The sequence below is a fragment of the Enterobacter sp. RHBSTW-00975 genome (assembly GCF_013615235.1).
GTDB classification, from domain to species: Bacteria; Pseudomonadota; Gammaproteobacteria; order Enterobacterales; family Enterobacteriaceae; genus Enterobacter; species Enterobacter ludwigii.
The window spans coordinates 2,095,840-2,113,575 of the sequence record NZ_CP055883.1 but is presented as its reverse complement, the minus strand read 5'-3'; the positions used below and the strand labels follow the sequence as shown (position 1 = coordinate 2,113,575).

Genomic DNA, 17,736 nt, shown 5'->3' with positions numbered 1-17,736 from the left:
TTCAGCGCCCCGGTATCAGTGGTCCCGGGGCGCTGTCGCTTCTCATTCCTTTTTCCAGGAGAATAATATGTTTTCTCATTCGTTTCTTAAGCCGCTGTCAGCATTTTTATTGTGCTCGACCATGCTGCTGCCACAGTTGGCGTCAGCGGAAGGGATTGTTCTTGGTGGCACCCGTTTGGTGTATCCGATGGATGCTAAACAGGTCACTTTGTCTGTGCGTAACTCCTCAAAAGAGAACAGCTATCTCGTTCAAAGTTGGGCGGAGAATTCACAGGGTGTTAAATCCACTGACTTCATAATCACACCTCCCTTATATGTCAGTAATGCTGGGGATCAGAATATGTTGCGTGTGATATTCAGCGGCTCTTCCCTGCCAATGGATAGAGAAACCCTTTATTACTTTAATGCTAAGGCTATTCCGTCAGTCGACAAGTCAAAACTCGAAGGTAAGAACACCCTGCTGCTGGCAGCTGTGACACGCATTAAGTTGTTCGTTCGCCCTAAAGGGCTGGACGTTCAGGTCGAAAAAGCGCCGTCAATGCTGACGTTTAAACGTAACGGCAACACAGTGCAAATCAGTAATCCCTCTCCATATCATGTGACGTTAGTTCAGATTGCGTTAGATGGTCGAAAGGTAGAAAACACTATGGTGGCGCCGTTTGGCACAGAAGCACTAGCAAGCCCAGGAACCCCCAGAACCATCACTTATAGCACTATCAATGACTATGGTGCTGTTTCTGAACAGCAACGACATAGCCTGTAATGCACTGAAAAGTATCTGTACCTCTTATCTGAGCGGCCTCTGGTTTTTATTATGAAGAAATCATATATATCGCTAGCCTTGACTAGTTTTATTTTTCAGCCGGGTATTGTCGCCCACGCCTCTGATCTTTATTTCCCCCCTGAATTTATGGGAGCAGACGCTGACACAGCTGACTTGGATATGTTCCAGTCTGCCGGTGCGCAGAGTCCGGGTGAATACCTGGTGGAAGTTTTTTTGAATGATAGGAATCAGGGGCAGCGAACGCTGACATTTAACAGGCGCGAAACCCAAACAGATCAGGTTCGCAGCAGAGACAACACCGGCCTCTCGGTATGTCTAACAAAGGAAATGATGGCTTCTCTGGGCGTGAAAATCGCACTATTTCCGGAACTGAAATCCTTGGGGGAAGAAGTATGCGTAACCCCGGAAAAAATAATTCCGGATGCTAACACCCGCTTTGACTTCACCAAAATGCAGCTGTTTATCAGTATCCCGCAAGCTTCTCTGCATAACCAGGCGCGCGGGTATATCGAACCTTCGCTCTGGGATGAGGGAATTAATGCCGCTTTGCTTAATTACAATTTCAGTGGGGGGAGTACATTCGCCGGTGATTTTAATAGTGATAATTATTTCCTGAACCTGAATAGCGGGCTGAATCTCGGAGCGTGGCGCCTGCGCGATTTCCGGACCTGGAGTTATTACAGTAACAAATACCAGACCCTGCAATCCTGGCAACGGCTTAAAACGTACGCTGAGCGCTCTGTTATTCCCCTACGCAGCAATCTGGTGATTGGAGAAAGTTCGACCTCAAACCAGGTTTTTGACTCAATGGGCTTTAAGGGCATCAACTTGTCCACTGATGACAACATGTATCCCGACACCATGCGAGGATTTGCGCCGGTGATCCGCGGCATCGCAGAAAGTAATGCGCAGGTGATGGTTCGCCAGAATGGTTACAACATTTACCAAACGAACGTCTCTCCAGGGGCATTTGAGATAACTGACCTTTACCCCATGTACAGCAGCGGTGATCTGGAGGTCAGCGTAAAAGAGGCCAACGGTAACACGCAAGTATTTACCGTGCCTTACTCCTCAGTTCCAATATTGCAGCGTGAAGGCCGCGTGACGTACAGCCTGACCGCTGGTCGCTTTTCCGGCAGCAGTGATCGGTACGACAACCCCGCGTTTGGCGAAGCCTCATTGCTATGGGGCCTACCTCATAACGTAACCGTGTATGGCGGCGCTCAGTATTCTGATAACTATCTGGCTGAGCAACTGGGGCTGGGTATAAATCTGGGTAGAATCGGCGCATTCTCTGCGGACGTGACACATGCAGACAGTACTCTTGCCGATGGTTCCAGTCATAAGGGGCAATCAGTCCGATTCCTCTATGCACATTCATTTAACCCGACTGGAACAAATTTACGGCTGACCGGTTATCGCTATTCAACAAAAGGCTTCCATACCCTCGACGAAACGGCGCTGAAAACTATGCGAGGCCGTCTGTATGAACATGACGAATATGATGAATACGGTAATCGAGTCCAGGATACCTATTCTGACTACTACAACCTGTACAACACCAAACGGGCAAGGTTAGAAGCCAATATTTCTCAAAGCCTCGGTAACGCTGGATCGCTTTATATCACAGGAATCCGACAGACTTATTGGAATTCGGGAAATTCCACCACCTCCCTGCAGAGTGGTTATAGCAGCATTCTGGGGCCAGTTAATTACGCCCTATCGTACAGCTATAACCAGCAAAAGAATCAAAACTACCCATCATGGACTGATAAGACATTCAATCTGTCACTGTCGGTACCACTTGACCGCTTATTTTCATGGAATAGTAATTCGCGTTCCGTCAACGCAACTTTCAATGGTAGCCGGGATAACCATGGCAACCTAAGTCAGCAGGCGGGGCTGAGCGGAACGGCACTCGACGGCAATACCCTGAACTGGAGTGTATCTCAGGGCTACAGTCACAGCAGTAATGGGTACAGCAGCGGCGGTACCGGGAATGCCGGTATGAATCACCGCGGTGGTTATGGCACTTCATCTCTGGGTTACAGCTACAGCGAGGATTACCAGCGCGTCAACTACGGTCTGAGCGGCGCGCTGATCGCGCATCGTAATGGGCTGACACAGGGACAACAGGTGGTGGGAAGCGCGGTATTGGTAGCCGCTCCAGGCGCCAACGGTGTGAATGTGAAGGGAGCAACCGGTGTATCCACGGACTGGCGAGGCTATGCGATCCAACCTTATGCCACTGCCTATCGTGAAAACAATGTGTCGTTGGACACCAGTACACTTGATGACAAAACCGATATCGAGAGCGGAGTAGCACGCGTAGTACCGACTAAAGGGGCGATTGTGCGGGCACGCTTTGATGTTCAACGTGGTCACCGCGTCATTATGACCCTCACCTATGACGGGAAACCGCTTCCATTTGGCACCATGATTGCCGGTGAGAACGTCAGCGGCATTGTCGGAGATGGCGGTCAAGTATATCTCTCAGGCCTTCAAGATAACGGCACACTTAAGGCGAAGTGGGGTGTACAGGGTAATCAGCAGTGCGCTATCAGTTACCGGATCAGTGAACAGGAACAAAATGCCACTATCGCGAATGTTACCGCCTCATGCCGGTAATGCGCACCAAAATAAAAGGAAGAAAATATGATGGGAATTATCTCTCAACGACACGTACTGTATGGGCTGACTCTGTACCTGTTATCACTCAATTTTACAGTACAGGCCGCCAATATTACTTCGACTGCGTTCGTCATCACCGGCGTTCTGGAAGCGAAAACCTGTACGTTCAATGAAACGACACGCTCAATTGACCTACCAGAAGTGGATACTCGAAGTCTGGTCGGCAGTAATTCCATTCAAGGGAAAACAGACTTTACTTTATCGATAAATTGCAGTGGTGGAGTTACTGAAGTGAATATTACTCCCTCAGGCATGGCGGTTTCGAACGGCGATAGCTCTTTGTTCTTAAATACTAGCTCAGCCAGAAATATTGGACTAAGGCTACTGGACAACACCGGGGGAGTATTAAAGCCAGATGGTTCAAGCAAGATTACAATTAATTACAATGAGTCAGGCGGAAAATACACCTTCTCAGCTGGATACGCTGAAACCGGTGCGGGAAGAGTAAGTGGTGGATTATTTCAAGCTTTGGTCGTTTTTTCATTGGAATACAGTTAACAACATGTATTAGCAAAAACACTTTACGATTACCACATGGGAAGATAATTAAATTGAAAAAACTACTCGTAAAAGCAATAGTTATAGCAGCAAGCTTCATCACACTTCCAGCCTCGACAGCAACACTACAGTGTGAAAGTCTTAAAGGCTGGGCACTTAACGGCACGAGTGTGCTACCTGAAGGTTCAGCCTCAATACTCATAAATAATTTTACATGGAATACGAGTGCATTAGGTTCACCCAAAGTTAAGAATTATCACGTCACATTAAATTTTCCAAGCACTTCAGTAAGCGATGCTTTGGCAGGCAATTGGGTTCAAATATACAATCAATCAAGTAGTGGTAATGCTTCCCTAGCTGCATCAACAGCTATACCTTCAGGTGTTACTCAATTCTCCGTGACCATTCCATGCGTAGCCAATTTGTCCACGCAGTGCGACTATAAAAACACATCAACATGGGTATTATTAAGTTCGACTCAACAGGGACTTACAAAGGCAGCAGTCAACACGGACATAACTTTACCATTATTAAGCAATCCAATAGAAATATCTATGCTTGTAACTTCAAACAATATCCAAGTATCAGATCAAACTATCACAGGTAGCACGACCTTACTTGCAAAACAAACTGTGACAGACTCTATGGTTTTTCCTGACTATCCCGATCTAGGATCTTTGTCTGCTGGGAAAAATAATAACTTAATTGAATCAATGACCTACACAATGAACACAAATAACATACCCATTAATATTCAACCAATTTCCCCAACAGAATCAACACTCCTTGTTGTGAATAATGAAATCGTCCAAGCCGCTAGACAATTTACGCCTCCTCTAAAATTTGGCTTAAATTTGGCCTCAAATGCACAACCTGGCAATAAATCGGTTACCGTATACGCAACATGGACGTGTCCATAAACCGTTAGTATCTAATACCCCGCAAGCTCTGGCGACAGACTGGCGGGGGCTGAATTCTTTCCGCTATTTTCAATTGCATGGATGATTGCCCAGAAATTATTGCTGGCCATGGTCATACCCTCCCGCCAGATTTCAGTTGTTCATACTGAGCTTTGAGAAGTTGCGCCGGTGTTGGCCCTTTGGGTGCGACTGGAGCGGCGAGCACACGGCGAACCGGCGGAACGGAGTTTCCTGCGGCTACACGCTTCTCCCAGGAAATCAGCACTTTTGCCGCTTCGCGCTCCAGTTCCTGACGACTCAACTGCCCTTCTGTGCTGAGACGCCGCAGCTCCAGACAGATGTGATAATAAACCGGCTTAGGCCATGGATATTGCTCACTGCTCGGATACCGGAACACGAGCTTGCGCCACTTCCAGTATTCAGCCATCACGTCAGCGGTAGTGATCCCCAGCACGCTGCGCCCTTCCCTGCACCACTTGATGAACTGGCCTGGCGACGGCAGGAATGGACGCTCCTGACGACGAACCATGCGCATGCCTGCTTCAACCTGCTCCATGGTGGTTATACCGTTTTCTTTGAAGGCCAGCACCCACTGTCGGCGGATTTCGTTCACGTCGTCTTGGCTTCGATTAACCAGGCTTGCCGGGAACGCGGCGGCCAGCTGTACGAATAGCCCGTTGATAATCTGCGCTACCTGCTGCGTTTGTTCGCGCTCGGTGTACTGCTCAGGCAAGTTTTGCGCCACACGACGAGCCTGTTCCCGGTCAAAATCGCGAATACTCTCGGCAAGGTTTTTCATTCCAGCACCCCGTCAATCCAGTCGGTGTTATGCAGGTCAATGCCGCCCCGGGTAGGTTTTACCGTTCCGGTTGCGCGCAGCCGTTTGGTGGTGAGCTGATCCCACTGTTTGCGAAGACTTGAGGGACTCAGGAATTTCCGTTGAGGATGGAAAAACAATGCCGACTTTTCACGAGCTGCGTTCTCTATCGGAGCGTCTGTATGAGGGACAAGGCATCAATACCCAGCAGCTACTAGGTCACTCATCAGACAGGATGACAGCGCAGTATCATAACGATCGCGGTCTCGACTGGGTGAAAGTGAAGGTGTAGCTACGTGAATAATTGGACCGTATCCCCTGCAAATTTCGCAGAATTCAAGAATTCATTTTGGGGAGGAATTTTGGAGGAGTTTTGGGGAAGAAAAAATCGGGCAAAAACCGGGCACCGCGCCCGGTTCTGCTACCAGCCTGAAAAAGCCCTTACGAGCTCAATCCACGATTCTCCAGCATCGGTTCAATCTTCGGATCGTGGCCACGCCAGTTCCGGTAAAGTTCAGCTAAATCAGTGCTGTTCCCGCGCGACAAAATCGCTTCACGGAATTTCTGTCCGTTTTCACGCGTCAACCCGCCCTGCTCAACAAACCACTGATAGCCATCGTCTGCCAGCATTTGTGTCCACAGGTAAGCGTAATACCCTGCCGCATAGCCGCCGCCAAAGATATGGGCGAAGTAGCTGCTGCGATAGCGCGGTGGAACGGCGGGCAGATCCAGCCCCTCTTTGTGCAGTGCTGCCGCTTCAAAGGTGTCAACATCGTCCACGGGTTCGCTGATGCCGTGCCAGTTCATATCCAGCAGCGCAGCGCTAAGCAGCTCGGTCATGTCATAACCTTTATTAAACTGCGTCGCGTTAAGCATTTTATCGCGCAGCGCCTCCGGCATCGGCTCTCCGGTCTGATAGTGGCGGGCATAGTGGGCAAACACCTGCGGGTGGCTCGCCCAGTGCTCGTTGATTTGCGATGGGAACTCGACAAAATCACGCGGCGTATTGGTGCCGGAGAGGGAGGCGTAGCGCTGGCTGGCAAACAGACCGTGCAGCGTATGACCAAACTCGTGGAACAGGGTAACCACATCGTCCCAGGAGATCAGCGCCGTCTGATCGTTAGCCGGTTTTTGATAGTTGCAGACATTGTAGATAACCGGGCGCGAGGCAAACTCATACGATTGCTCGACGAAATTCCCCATCCACGCCCCACCGGCTTTCGATTCGCGGGCAAAGAAATCACCGTAGAACAGCGCCATCCCTTCGCCGGTGTGGTCGAAAATCTCCCACACGCGGACATCAGGATGGTAAACCGGAATATCGAAACGCTCGACAAAGCGGAGGCCAAACAGCTGGCTTGCAGCCCAGAATACGCCATCCTGCAACACCGTGTTGAGCGCAAAGTACGGCTTGATTTGCGACTCGTCGAGGGCATATTTCGCCTGGCGCACGCGCTCGGCATAAAAGGCCCAGTCCCACGCCTGCACGGTGAACCCGCCCTGCTCGTCATCAATCACTTTTTGGATATCGGCTTGCTCAAGCGTCGCTCGGGTGCGTGCGGCGGGCACAATTCCGCGCATAAAAGCCAACGCGGCGGCTGGTGTTTTCGCCATTTGATCGGCGATACTCCAGCTTGCGTAGTCCTCAAACCCCAACAATTTTGCCTGACGCGCACGCAACGCGGTGAGACGCAGGATCAGTGCCCGGGTATCGTTTTCATCCCCTTTCTGGGTACGCGTCCAGCCCGCGTTAAACAAATTTTCCCGCGTCTGACGGTCACGCAGCGCGGAAAGTGCGGGTTGTTGAGTGGTATTCAACAGCGGAATCAACCAGCGATCGTTCAGCCCTTTCTCCGCGGCGGCATGGGCGGCCGTCGCAATCTCGTCAGGACTGAGTCCATCAAGCTGATGAGCATAATCCACGACCAGCCCACCGGCTTTGGTGGCGGCCAGCAGACGCTGATTAAACTGGCTGGTGAGGGTCGCCGCCTCGGTATTCAGCGCTTTCAGCTCCGCTTTTTCTGCATCATTTAACCGCGCACCGGCCAGCACAAAGTGCTGGTACATCTCTTCTGCCAGCCGACGGGATTCGGCGTCCAGCGCAGCACAATCCTGCCAGACGCTCTCCACGCGAGAGAACAGCGTGTCGTTAAGCCAGATATCGTTCGCCAGCGCAGCAAGCTCGGTAGAGATCTGCTCCTCAAGCGCCTGTAAGTCATCATTGGTGTGCGCAGAGGTCATGGCGAAGAAAACACTGCTGACACGCGAGAGCATGGCACCGCTTTTTTCGAGTGCCAGCACGGTATTGTTGAAATCGGGGGCGGCCGTTTGCGCGACAATCGCGTCAATTTCGGCTCGCTTCTGGCGTATCGCTTCATCGAATGCCGGGCGGTAGTGGCCGTCGTTGATTTCGTCGAATCGGGGTGCCTGATAAGGCAACAGGCTGCTTTCAAAAAAGGGATTAGTGGCCGACATCTTTCACTCCTGAGTACGGTTATCTTCCCAGAGTAGGCCAGGCCGCCACTGCCTGCAATGCCGTCATACAAATGTTGCCTTAACGCATCCTTCGCGGCCGTGCTATGTTAGTACAACACAAAAAGCGTTGAGGAACAGTGAGATGATTATTTTAGTTACCGGGGCAACGGCAGGTTTTGGTGAAAGCATCACGCGTCGCTTCGTCGCCAACGGACATAAGGTGATTGCGACGGGTCGTCGTCAGGAGCGTCTGCAGGAGCTGAAAGATGAGCTGGGTGACAGCATTCTGACCGCGCAGCTTGATGTCCGTAACCGTGCCGCCATCGAAGAGATGATTGCTAACCTGCCGGCCGAATGGCGTGCCATTGACCTGCTGGTCAACAATGCCGGTCTGGCGCTCGGTATGGAGCCTGCCCACAAAGCCAGCGTCGAAGACTGGGAAAACATGATCGACACAAATAACAAGGGGCTGGTGTACATGACCCGCGCCGTGCTGCCAGGCATGGTTGAGCGCAATCGCGGCCACATTATTAACATCGGTTCGACCGCCGGAAGCTGGCCTTATGCGGGCGGTAATGTTTATGGCGCGACCAAAGCCTTCGTGCGTCAGTTCAGCCTTAACCTGCGTACCGATCTGCACGGCACCGCCATTCGCGTGACCGATATTGAGCCGGGCCTGGTAGGCGGAACCGAATTTTCCAACGTTCGGTTTAAAGGTGATGACGCGAAAGCAGACAAAACCTACGAGAATGCGAACGCCTTGACGCCGGAAGATGTCACCGAAGCGGTCTGGTGGGTGGCAACACTGCCAAAACACGTCAACATTAACACGGTAGAAATGATGCCAGTCAGCCAGAGTTTTGGCGGACTTAGCGTCCATCGTGGCTAACATTGCCCTTCCCGGCCTGCGGGCCGGGTCTGTTTCAGGCCATAAAAGAATGGTAGTATGTTCAGGCTAACTCTCTGAGAAATGACAACTCATGGCCGCTGAATCGCAACTCAATCCTACCCAGCCCGTAAACCAGCAAATCTATCGCATTTTGCGACGTGATATTGTCCATTGCCTGATCCCACCCGGAACGCCGCTCTCTGAAAAAGAAGTGTCCGTGCGGTTTGACGTGTCCCGCCAGCCCGTGCGTGAGGCGTTTATCAAGCTTGCAGAAAACGGTCTGATTCAGATCCGCCCGCAGCGCGGCAGCTATGTGAACAAAATCTCGCTCTCCCAGGTGCGTAACGGGTGTTTTGTCCGTCAGGCCATTGAGTGCGCGGTGGCGCGCCGGGCCGCATCCTTGATTGATGACAACCAGTGCTACCTGCTGGAGCAAAACCTGCATCAGCAGCGTATTGCGATTGACCGCAAACAGCTCAACGACTTCTTCCAGCTTGATGACGAGTTTCACCAGAAGCTGGCGCAAATTGCGGACTGTCAGCTGGCCTGGGACACGATTGAAAACATCAAAGCCACCATCGACCGCGTGCGCTATATGAGCCTCGACCATGTCTCCCCACCGGAAATGTTGCTCCGACAGCATCATGATATTTTCAGTGCGCTGGAAAAACGCGATCAGGACGGTGTAGAAAAAGCGATGACGCTGCACCTGCAGGAAATCAGCGAATCCGTACAGTTAATTCGTCAGGAAAACAGCGACTGGTTTAGCGAAGAGTAAAATACGCCGCCCCCGTTTCGGTTGCGGCGAAGAGATTAGCGAACCACCAGCACCGGAATACTCGCATAGCGCAGGATAGATTCCGCATTTGAACCGAGCAGATGGGTGCTGATGCTCGGGTTTTTCGACCCGATGACGATCACGTCATATTCCCCTTCTTTGCTCAGTTTGATAATTTCGTCACGCACGTTGCCAAAGCAGACCAGGCTGTGGATATTCTCCCCGGGGAGATCAAACAGCCTTTTTAGCTCGTTCATTTTCTTCCCGGATTCAGCGGTCATAAACGCTTCAAACTTTTTGATATCGGCGTTGAATCCGCGCAGCAACGAGCGGCTGCTGTTGGGGAGAATGTTCACCAGCGTAATCGACGCGCCTTCCGCCTTTGCAAGGTTAGCCGCGTGGCGAACCGCTTTGTCGCTCAATTCCATTTCAAATACATCAACAGGCATTAAAATCTTCTTATACATAAGCCTGACTCCTTATTCCTGTGAAAGGGGTATTCCCTGCTTCAAGAATGACAGCCGCAATATAAACAAACCCTAAACGCTTGCCTGCAGAAACTATCAATAAAGGAAAATAAATGTGGGCTTTGTAAATTGCTGTCGTGAACCGTCAGCACCCACCAATATTGAGAAAAAAGTGTGAGTTTGATCAAAAACAAAAAAATGAGATGCAGACAGGCGTATTTATAGTGCCCCGTGAACGGTGAAACCTGAAATAGCGCCGTAACGGATAAGTGAGAGAGGAGAAAATACCATGATGACATACGACCGTAACCGTAACGCAATTACCACCGGCAGCCGTGTAATGATCAATGGCACAGGACACACCGGCGTGATTAAAGCGATCCACAGCGAAGGGCTGGATGCCGCGCAGGTGCGTCGCAGCAAAACGGTAGAAGTGGAAGGTTGCGAAGGTAAGTTCGAACCGATTGAACTGATTCGCCTGGGTATGCACTGATTCGTGCGACATCATGCCGCCGCACGCGGCGGCATGTGATGACTTAGCAGTTCGCCGCGTACTCTGCGACCGTGGCTTTTGCACCTTTTTGCAGTAACGCCTGGTAAGCACGCATTACCGCATCCACAAAGACGGTTTCATGCGGGAGTTCTTTGCCAAAAATGGCCTCAATGCCCAGCAGCGCCTTCACCCGGACTTCGCCCTCAGCACTTCCCTTCACCGCCGCCTGAATGACCGCCAGCTGCGGGTCGCTCACGTCGATAGCGTTGCCCTGCTCATCGACACCACCGACATACCGCATCCAGCCTGCAATGCCTAATGCCAACAGCGGGAAGCTTTTTTGATGCACCAGATGCCAGCGCACGGAATCGAGCATACGCTGCGGGAGCTTCTGGCTGCCGTCCATCGCGATTTGCCAGGTACGGTGACGTAACGCCGGGTTGCTGTAGCGGGCAATCAACAGGTCAGCATAGTGGCCTAAATCAACGCCTTTCACTTTTAAGGTCGGCGCCTGCTCGTTCAGCATCAGCGCATGGGCGGCAGTACGGTAGTGCGCGTCTTCCATGCAGTCGTTGATATGCGGGTACCCCGCCAGATAGCCAAGATACGCGAGGAAAGAGTGACTGCCGTTAAGCATGCGCAGCTTCATCTCTTCAAACGGAATGACGTCTGAAACCAGCTCCGCCCCGGCCTTTTCCCACTGTGGACGGCCTGCAACAAAGTTGTCCTCGATCACCCACTGACGGAACGGTTCGCACGCCACGCCTGCCGGGTCACGAACGCCAGTCAGCTGTTCAATTTTATCCAGCGTCTCCGGTGTAACCGCGGGAACAATACGATCCACCATGGTGGACGGGAAAGTGACGCTGGATTCAATCCAGTCTGCCAGCTCGCCGTCAACCGCGCGGGCATAAGCGCAGGTCACATTACGCATGACGTGACCGTTCTCCGGCATATTGTCACAGGACATGACGCTAAACGCGGGCAGCCCGGCAGCTTTGCGTCGCGCGAGTGCTTCCACCACCACACCCGGCGCAGATTTCGGCTGATGCGGGTTTTGCAGGTCGGCGGCGATTAACGGGTGATCGAGCATCAGTTTCCCGGTCGCCGGCGAGTGGCAATATCCCTTTTCAGTAATGGTGAGCGAGACAATCGCCACCTGCGGCTCACACAGTGCGGCCAGCACGCGTTCCAGCCCGTCAACCTGCGCATGCAGTGCGTTCCTGACCACGCCCACCACCCGCGATGTCCACGCATCGGCAGACATTTCCGCCACGGTGTAGAGATGATCCTGTGCGTTTAGATCGGCAATCTGCTGTTCACCGCCAATCAGGTTTACCTCACAGTAACCCCAGTCGCTGTTGTGCTCCGCGGCGAGAATGTCGGCGTACACCGCCTGATGCGCACGGTGGAATGCGCCAAACCCTAAATGAACAATGCGTGCCTTGAGGCGTTCGCGAGCGTACTGAGGAAGCGTCGCTTTCGCCTGTAATAACCGGTTTTCCATGATTAAGACTCGTTAAGTTATGTACGCTGGGATTCGCTGCCGCTCTATATGAGCAGCAGCGCCTGCTGACTACACCAACTAGAATGGCAGTCGGGGTAAAAAAGAACTGCCATTAACCATACTGATCCTGCAGTTTGAGATTTTGATTTATATTAACTTTTACGCATGTGGTGTGACATGAACACAAAGTTGTGTGACAGGTCACTCAAGATATAAACCATTACCGCCGCGATGAAACCGCCCCATAGCCAACGGAATCACGTGCCGGCCCCTCCGCCGCATCTTCCGCCACGCTCAAATCACGATCGCAGACCTCTGGCATGCAGATGGCGGCGATCAGCCCAATCACGGAGTAGGCGATCATCATGGCGACAATTGGCCACCAGGAACCGGTCATATTGCAGAAGATCCCGGCGAGCACTGGCCCAAAGCCTACCGCCACCAGCCCGCCCGCCTCTTTTGAGATAGCCATCCGGGTAAAGCGGTTACGCGAGCCAAACATCTCCGCCATCGTGATGTTTTCCAGGGCAAACAGTCCCAGTACGGCGAAATTATGGATAACGATGATGGAAAGCATGATCACGCCCGGCGCATAGCTCTTATCAACGATAATCGACAGCATCGGGTACGCCAGAATAATGGCGGAGATATTGAGCAGAATGTACGGCAGACGACGCCCCACTTTATCGGAGAGCCAGCCCAACAGCGGGATAGAGATAAACCCGAGAATTGAGCTTATCATCAGCGCATCGGTGGGGATCGCTTTATCGAACAGCAGCGTCTGAACCAGATACCCGGCAAGAAACGTCTGGATCAGTCCCGAATTCCCCGCCTGACCAAAACGCAGCCCGGTTGCCAGCCAGAAGGACTTACTCTTCACCATCGCTGCAAATGATAAATCGTGTTTTGTCACCGGTGCGGTTGTCTCAGCCTCGTTCACTTTTTCAAATACCGGGCTCTCCTTGAGGTTCATTCGCAGCCAGATGGCGAAGATCATTACCACCACGCTGGCAAGAAACGGTACACGCCAGCCCCAGGCAACCAACTGTTCGCGGTCGAGGGCGAAGAACATAATTGCCCAGATAGCCGTTGCACTTAGCGTCCCGCAGTTGGTGCCCATCGCCACCAGCGAGGAGATAATGCCGCGTTTCCCTTTAGGGGCGTACTCCGCCAGCATGGTGCCGGCACCGGAGATTTCAGCCCCTGCCCCCAGCCCCTGGATAATACGCAGCGTCACTAACAGGACGGGCGCGAAAATCCCAATCTGCGCGTAGGTCGGCAAGACCCCGATCAGGGTCGTGCAGATCCCCATCATAGTAATGGTGATAAACAGCACCTTTTTACGGCCAATGCTGTCGCCCATTCGCCCGAAGATAAAGGCGCCGACAATGCGCGCGATATAGCCTGCGCCGTACGTCCCCATCGCCAGAATCAGCGCCATTGCGGCCGATTGTTCCGGGAAGAAGATCTCATGGAATACCAGGGCGGCCCCCAGCGAATAGAGCTGGAAATCCATAAACTCCAGTGCGGTTCCCAGCCAGCCGGAAACGGCAGCTTTCACCAGATCTGAAGTCGTTCTTTGTGGTTGTGTTTGCGTCATAATGGCTATCTCTGCAAGGTAAGATGCGTACCACTCAGAGCCTGTCTGCGCAGGCTCTTAACCGCGTGAATTATTATTGCCCGAACGTGAGTAAGACTTTGCAGCACTGCCGCTGATCTTTTTCAAACCGTTCGATGGCGTCTGTTACGTGGTGATAGTCAAAAGTGTGGGTGATCAGTTTGTCCGGGTCGATCAACCCCTTTTCCAGCCAGTCGATGACGACCGGGAATTTGTTGGCATTCAGCCGTGATGAGAATATCGCCAGCTCTTTTCCGGTGATCCCCTGCTGAACAATCTGGCTTGGGTCGCTGGAAAACCCCATCAGCACGATGCGTGCCGCCGGAGAGGCAATGGTGATGGCTTCCTGTAAAATTGTCGGATGACAGGCTGCGTCAATAATAAGCGTCGGTTTGATCCCTTTTTCTTCCAGCGCCGCCTGTAACGACAGCTCCGCGTTGTTGAACACCCAGTCCGCGCCGCTGCGTTGCGCCATCGCCAGCCGTTCATCGATCCGATCGACAACGATAACCTGCTTCACCTTATAGACACCTTTCAGCGCCTGGACGGTGACAAGCCCCATGGGACCTGCGCCGTAGATCAGGGCGATATCCTGCCCGGTGGGTTGTGCGTGCCCCGTCACGTTAGCGGCAATCGTGAACGGCTCAATCATTACCGCGTGTTTATCAGGAATAGCATCCGGAACAACCCAGGCATTTTTTGCCGGTACGACGGCATACTCACTAAAGCCTCCGTCGCGATGAACGCCCAGCACCACCAGAGAGGTACAGACATTGGGTTTGCCCACGGAGCACGGATAGCAGTGTCCGCAGCTGATCACCGGGTCAACCGAGACGCGCTCGCCCACGCGGGCCGGGTCAACTCCCTCACCAACGGCATCAATCTCACCAAAAAATTCATGGCCAATCACGCGCGGGTATCGGGCAAACGGATTATGCCCGCGGTAAATATGGCTGTCTGAACCGCAAATACCGGCCAGTTTGACGTTGACGCGCACTTCACCTGCCGCGGGTTCCGGGAGTGGACGATCTTCAATCACCAGTGCATTGGGTTGTTGAATCACTACGCTTTTCATCGTTCGCTCCTCGTTTACCAGTTCCACAATGTGCCATCTTCGAGACGGGCAACCGGAAGATAGGCAGGATCGTACGGGTATTTCGCCGCCAGTTTTTCGTCAAATTCAATGCCCAGCCCGGGTTTGTCGCCCGGATGCATATAGCCATTATCAAAGCGCCAGCTGTGCGGGAAGACCTCCAGCATCTGTTCGGAGTAACCCATATATTCCTGTACACCAAAGTTTGGCACCCACAGGTCAAAATGCAGCGCGGCGGCGTGGCAAACAGGCGACAGATCCGACGGTCCATGTGAACCGGTACGCACCTGATAAAGCGAGGCGAAGTCCGCGATGCGCCGCATGCCGGTGATGCCGCCCGCGTGGGTAATGGTGGTGCGGATATAGTCGATAAGCTGCTCTTCAATAAGCTGCTTGCAGTCCCAGATGCTGTTAAACACTTCTCCAACCGCAATCGGCGTGACCGTATGCTGACGGATCAGACGGAAGCAGGCCTGGTTTTCCGCAGGCGTAGGATCTTCCATCCAGAACATACGGAATGCTTCAATGCTCTTACCGAATCGCGCCGCCTCAATCGGGGTCAAACGGTGGTGCATGTCGTGCAAAAGATGCTCATTAAAGCCAAACTTATTGCGCACCGCATCGAACAGCTTCGGTGTGAAATCGAGGTATTTTTCGGTGGACCAGAGCTGCTCTTCCGGCCAGTCACCTTTAGTGGCGGGCTCGTAGGCCAGCCCTTTTCCTTTCGACATGCCATAGGTGGTTTTCATACCCGGCACGCCGCACTGAACGCGGATCGCCTTAAAGCCCATCTCTTTATGCCGGGCGTAATCTTCCAGCACGTCATCAATGGAGTGTCCGGTGGTATGACAATAGACCATCACCCCTTCCCGGGATGCGCCGCCCAGCAGCTGGTAGAGCGGCATATTGGCCGCTTTGGCTTTGATATCCCACAGTGCCATATCCACGGCGGAAATGGCCGACATGGTGACCGGACCACGACGCCAGTAGGCGCCTTTATAGAAGAACTGCCAGATATCCTCAATGCGGTGCGCATCACGGCCGATCAACTGCGGGCAAAGGTGATCTTTCAGATAAGAGGCCACCGAAAGTTCACGTCCGTTGAGGGTGGCATCACCCAGCCCGACGATGCCCTCGTCGGTGGTAATTTTAAGGGTGACAAAGTTACGCCCCGGGCAGGTAACAAAGACTTCAGCCCCGACAATCTTCATAATCCATTTCCTTACATCGCTCATTGTGATGCTGAAAACTTACTCTTCTGCACTACTACCATACAAGTATAATGATCATAAAATCAGCGAACGGTCACAAAAAAATCGGGCGCTCAGGCGCGCCCCCATCCGGCAACAATAATCAACATGCCGCACAGCGCAACCAGCGCCCCGGCCCAGTCATACGCGCTGAGCTTCACACCATCCACCACGCGTAACCACAGCAGCGCGGTACAGACATAAACGCCCCCATAAGCGGCGTAGACGCGCCCGCTGGCCGCCGGGTGCAGCGTCAACAGCCAGACAAACAGGGCCAGCGCAATGCCCGCCGGGATCAGCAGGAAGATGGTTGCCCCCTTCTTTAGCCAGAGCCACGGAAGGAAGCAGCCGATGATTTCACACAGCGCGGTGGCAAAAAAAAGCAGAGTGGTTTTGAGCATATTTACGTTCATGTGATGATTTATTTAGACATCATACCTGATGATATCGTTTACTTTTCCATACCCGTGCCGCGGGTATGCCGTTATTTCTCTTTGGTGTAGAATCTGAACGGGATAACTTAATTATCTGCGCCCATTTAAAAGGAAACGCTATGACTACATTAAGCAAACGCCTTTGTCTGACAGCCCTGCTGGCGCTGTCATCGTTCGCCTTTGCCGCCTCTGCCACCGCTGAAACCAGCAAACTCATTATTGAGTCTGGCGACAGCGCGCAAAGCCGTCAGAACGCCGCCATGGACAAAGAACAATGGAATGACACCCGTAGCCTTCGCCAGAAGGTGAACAAACGTGTTGAAAAAGAGTGGGACAAAGAAGATGTCGCTTTCGACGCGCGCGATAAGTGTCAGCAAAGTGCCAACGTTAACGCCTACTGGGAGCCAAATACCCTGCGCTGCCTGGATCGTCGTACTGGCCGCACGGTAGCGCCATAATGTCAGTGCAGTGTGACGTTAAGCTCCGCCCGCTGGAGCGTGAAGACCTGCGCTTCGTCCACCAGCTCGACAATAACGCCAGCGTGATGCGCTACTGGTTCGAAGAGCCTTACGAGGCGTTTGTTGAGCTGTCGGATCTCTACGACAAGCACATTCACGATCAAAGCGAACGCCGTTTTGTCGTGGAGTGTGAAGGTGAAAAAGCCGGTCTGGTGGAACTGGTTGAGATCAACCACGTTCATCGTCGGGCAGAATTTCAGATTATCATTTCACCTGAGCATCAGGGGAAAGGTCTTGCCACGCGGGCGGCGAAGCTGGCGATGGATTACGGATTCAACGTCCTCAATCTCTACAAGCTTTATCTCATCGTGGATAAAGAGAACGAGAAAGCAATCCATATCTACCGCAAGCTGGGCTTTATGGTGGAAGGCGAGCTGGTTCACGAGTTCTTTATCAACGGTGAATACCGCAACACCATTCGCATGTGCATCTTCCAGCATCAGCACCTGGCCGGACACAAACCGTCAGGCGCCAGCCTGCTGAAACCCACCGCGCAGTAACCTG

At 52.6% G+C, this 17,736-nt stretch carries 17 protein-coding genes and 1 pseudogene; 10 read left to right on the top strand and 8 right to left on the bottom strand.

The annotated features are described in order from the left end of the window. The first annotated feature begins 67 nt into the window (after nt 1-67). From HV340_RS10235 to HV340_RS10220, 4 genes are read left to right on the top strand one after another with little or no spacing between them, the layout of a single operon-like run. Nucleotides 68-763, top strand: a complete 696-nt coding sequence (locus HV340_RS10235; protein ID WP_014169904.1) for a fimbria/pilus periplasmic chaperone — start codon at nt 68-70, stop codon at nt 761-763. Between the two features lie 51 nt (nt 764-814). Next, a complete protein-coding gene (locus HV340_RS10230; RefSeq protein ID WP_014169902.1) occupies nt 815-3,412 on the top strand; it encodes a fimbria/pilus outer membrane usher protein in 2,598 nt (865 codons plus the stop codon). 27 nt (nt 3,413-3,439) lie between these two features. After that, nucleotides 3,440-3,973: a fimbrial protein gene (locus tag HV340_RS10225; protein ID WP_041162577.1), complete on the top strand. Its 534-nt coding sequence runs from the start codon at nt 3,440-3,442 to the stop codon at nt 3,971-3,973. 53 nt (nt 3,974-4,026) lie between these two features. Then, nucleotides 4,027-4,893: a hypothetical protein gene (locus HV340_RS10220; RefSeq protein WP_014169900.1), complete on the top strand. Its 867-nt coding sequence runs from the start codon at nt 4,027-4,029 to the stop codon at nt 4,891-4,893. Between the two features lie 112 nt (nt 4,894-5,005). Here the strand turns inward: HV340_RS10220 and HV340_RS10215 are convergent, their stop codons facing one another. Further along, the gene (locus HV340_RS10215; RefSeq protein ID WP_063925013.1) at nt 5,006-5,692 is read right to left on the bottom strand and encodes a replication protein P; all 687 of its coding nucleotides are present in this window, start codon (nt 5,690-5,692) and stop codon (nt 5,006-5,008) included. 130 nt (nt 5,693-5,822) lie between these two features. On the opposite strand from HV340_RS10215, the pseudogene HV340_RS10210 reads away from it, so the two are divergent. Beyond that, nucleotides 5,823-6,002: pseudogene (locus HV340_RS10210) on the top strand (integrase); the annotation flags it as partial. Between the two features lie 149 nt (nt 6,003-6,151). Here the strand turns inward: HV340_RS10210 and dcp are convergent. Further along, entirely contained in the window at nt 6,152-8,185 is a 2,034-nt protein-coding gene (dcp, locus tag HV340_RS10205; RefSeq protein ID WP_063925014.1) for a peptidyl-dipeptidase Dcp, read from the bottom strand. Nucleotides 8,186-8,327: 142 nt separating this feature from the next. Here dcp and ydfG point away from each other — a divergent pair, with 142 nt between their 5' ends. Both ydfG and HV340_RS10195 read left to right on the top strand, forming a co-directional pair. After that, on the top strand, nt 8,328-9,074 hold the full coding sequence (gene ydfG / locus HV340_RS10200; protein WP_020884259.1) for a bifunctional NADP-dependent 3-hydroxy acid dehydrogenase/3-hydroxypropionate dehydrogenase YdfG: 747 nt from the start codon (nt 8,328-8,330) through the stop codon (nt 9,072-9,074). A 91-nt stretch (nt 9,075-9,165) separates the two neighbouring features. Continuing rightward, entirely contained in the window at nt 9,166-9,852 is a 687-nt protein-coding gene (locus HV340_RS10195; RefSeq protein WP_014169893.1) for a GntR family transcriptional regulator, read from the top strand. A 35-nt stretch (nt 9,853-9,887) separates the two neighbouring features. Here the strand turns inward: HV340_RS10195 and HV340_RS10190 are convergent, their stop codons facing one another. Next, on the bottom strand, nt 9,888-10,319 hold the full coding sequence (locus HV340_RS10190; RefSeq protein ID WP_014169892.1) for a universal stress protein: 432 nt from the start codon (nt 10,317-10,319) through the stop codon (nt 9,888-9,890). 289 nt (nt 10,320-10,608) lie between these two features. Here HV340_RS10190 and ydfZ point away from each other — a divergent pair, with 289 nt between their 5' ends. Next, nucleotides 10,609-10,812: a putative selenium delivery protein YdfZ gene (ydfZ, locus tag HV340_RS10185; RefSeq protein WP_013096785.1), complete on the top strand. Its 204-nt coding sequence runs from the start codon at nt 10,609-10,611 to the stop codon at nt 10,810-10,812. 43 nt (nt 10,813-10,855) lie between these two features. On the opposite strand, the gene HV340_RS10180 is transcribed toward ydfZ, so the two are convergent. The 5 genes from HV340_RS10180 to HV340_RS10160 form a co-directional block, all read right to left on the bottom strand. Continuing rightward, on the bottom strand, nt 10,856-12,319 hold the full coding sequence (locus HV340_RS10180) for a mannitol dehydrogenase family protein (protein ID WP_063925015.1): 1,464 nt from the start codon (nt 12,317-12,319) through the stop codon (nt 10,856-10,858). Between the two features lie 220 nt (nt 12,320-12,539). Next, nucleotides 12,540-13,919: an MFS transporter gene (locus HV340_RS10175; RefSeq protein ID WP_014169890.1), complete on the bottom strand. Its 1,380-nt coding sequence runs from the start codon at nt 13,917-13,919 to the stop codon at nt 12,540-12,542. Between the two features lie 73 nt (nt 13,920-13,992). Then, on the bottom strand, nt 13,993-15,012 hold the full coding sequence (locus tag HV340_RS10170) for a Zn-dependent oxidoreductase (protein WP_041162575.1): 1,020 nt from the start codon (nt 15,010-15,012) through the stop codon (nt 13,993-13,995). 14 nt (nt 15,013-15,026) lie between these two features. Beyond that, entirely contained in the window at nt 15,027-16,241 is a 1,215-nt protein-coding gene (rspA, locus tag HV340_RS10165) for a starvation-sensing protein RspA (RefSeq protein WP_041162574.1), read from the bottom strand. Between the two features lie 113 nt (nt 16,242-16,354). Beyond that, on the bottom strand, nt 16,355-16,681 hold the full coding sequence (locus HV340_RS10160; RefSeq protein ID WP_040017363.1) for a YnfA family protein: 327 nt from the start codon (nt 16,679-16,681) through the stop codon (nt 16,355-16,357). Between the two features lie 152 nt (nt 16,682-16,833). Between HV340_RS10160 and HV340_RS10155 the strand changes: the two genes are divergently transcribed. Together HV340_RS10155 and speG are read left to right on the top strand one after the other, a co-directional pair. Further along, nucleotides 16,834-17,172, top strand: coding sequence for a DUF1283 family protein (locus HV340_RS10155; RefSeq protein WP_020884264.1), 339 nt, complete (start codon nt 16,834-16,836; stop codon nt 17,170-17,172). Beyond that, nucleotides 17,172-17,732, top strand: a complete 561-nt coding sequence (gene speG / locus HV340_RS10150) for a spermidine N1-acetyltransferase (protein ID WP_020884265.1) — start codon at nt 17,172-17,174, stop codon at nt 17,730-17,732. The genes HV340_RS10155 and speG overlap by 1 nt, the downstream gene beginning before the upstream one ends. Nucleotides 17,733-17,736 lie beyond the last annotated feature (4 nt).

What these genes read in the sequence shown, in the direction of transcription:
- HV340_RS10235 (WP_014169904.1), top strand. Translation starts at nt 68, where the DNA reads ATGTTTTCTCATTCGTTTCTTAAGCCGCTGTCAGCATTTTTATTGTGC.
- HV340_RS10230 (WP_014169902.1), top strand. Translation starts at nt 815, where the DNA reads ATGAAGAAATCATATATATCGCTAGCCTTGACTAGTTTTATTTTTCAG.
- HV340_RS10225 (WP_041162577.1), top strand. Translation starts at nt 3,440, where the DNA reads ATGATGGGAATTATCTCTCAACGACACGTACTGTATGGGCTGACTCTG.
- HV340_RS10215 (WP_063925013.1), bottom strand. Translation starts at nt 5,692, where the DNA reads ATGAAAAACCTTGCCGAGAGTATTCGCGATTTTGACCGGGAACAGGCT.
- dcp (WP_063925014.1), bottom strand. Translation starts at nt 8,185, where the DNA reads ATGTCGGCCACTAATCCCTTTTTTGAAAGCAGCCTGTTGCCTTATCAG.
- ydfG (WP_020884259.1), top strand. Translation starts at nt 8,328, where the DNA reads ATGATTATTTTAGTTACCGGGGCAACGGCAGGTTTTGGTGAAAGCATC.
- HV340_RS10195 (WP_014169893.1), top strand. Translation starts at nt 9,166, where the DNA reads ATGGCCGCTGAATCGCAACTCAATCCTACCCAGCCCGTAAACCAGCAA.
- HV340_RS10190 (WP_014169892.1), bottom strand. Translation starts at nt 10,319, where the DNA reads ATGTATAAGAAGATTTTAATGCCTGTTGATGTATTTGAAATGGAATTG.
- ydfZ (WP_013096785.1), top strand. Translation starts at nt 10,609, where the DNA reads ATGATGACATACGACCGTAACCGTAACGCAATTACCACCGGCAGCCGT.
- HV340_RS10180 (WP_063925015.1), bottom strand. Translation starts at nt 12,319, where the DNA reads ATGGAAAACCGGTTATTACAGGCGAAAGCGACGCTTCCTCAGTACGCT.
- HV340_RS10175 (WP_014169890.1), bottom strand. Translation starts at nt 13,919, where the DNA reads ATGACGCAAACACAACCACAAAGAACGACTTCAGATCTGGTGAAAGCT.
- HV340_RS10170 (WP_041162575.1), bottom strand. Translation starts at nt 15,012, where the DNA reads ATGAAAAGCGTAGTGATTCAACAACCCAATGCACTGGTGATTGAAGAT.
- rspA (WP_041162574.1), bottom strand. Translation starts at nt 16,241, where the DNA reads ATGAAGATTGTCGGGGCTGAAGTCTTTGTTACCTGCCCGGGGCGTAAC.
- HV340_RS10160 (WP_040017363.1), bottom strand. Translation starts at nt 16,681, where the DNA reads ATGCTCAAAACCACTCTGCTTTTTTTTGCCACCGCGCTGTGTGAAATC.
- HV340_RS10155 (WP_020884264.1), top strand. Translation starts at nt 16,834, where the DNA reads ATGACTACATTAAGCAAACGCCTTTGTCTGACAGCCCTGCTGGCGCTG.
- speG (WP_020884265.1), top strand. Translation starts at nt 17,172, where the DNA reads ATGTCAGTGCAGTGTGACGTTAAGCTCCGCCCGCTGGAGCGTGAAGAC.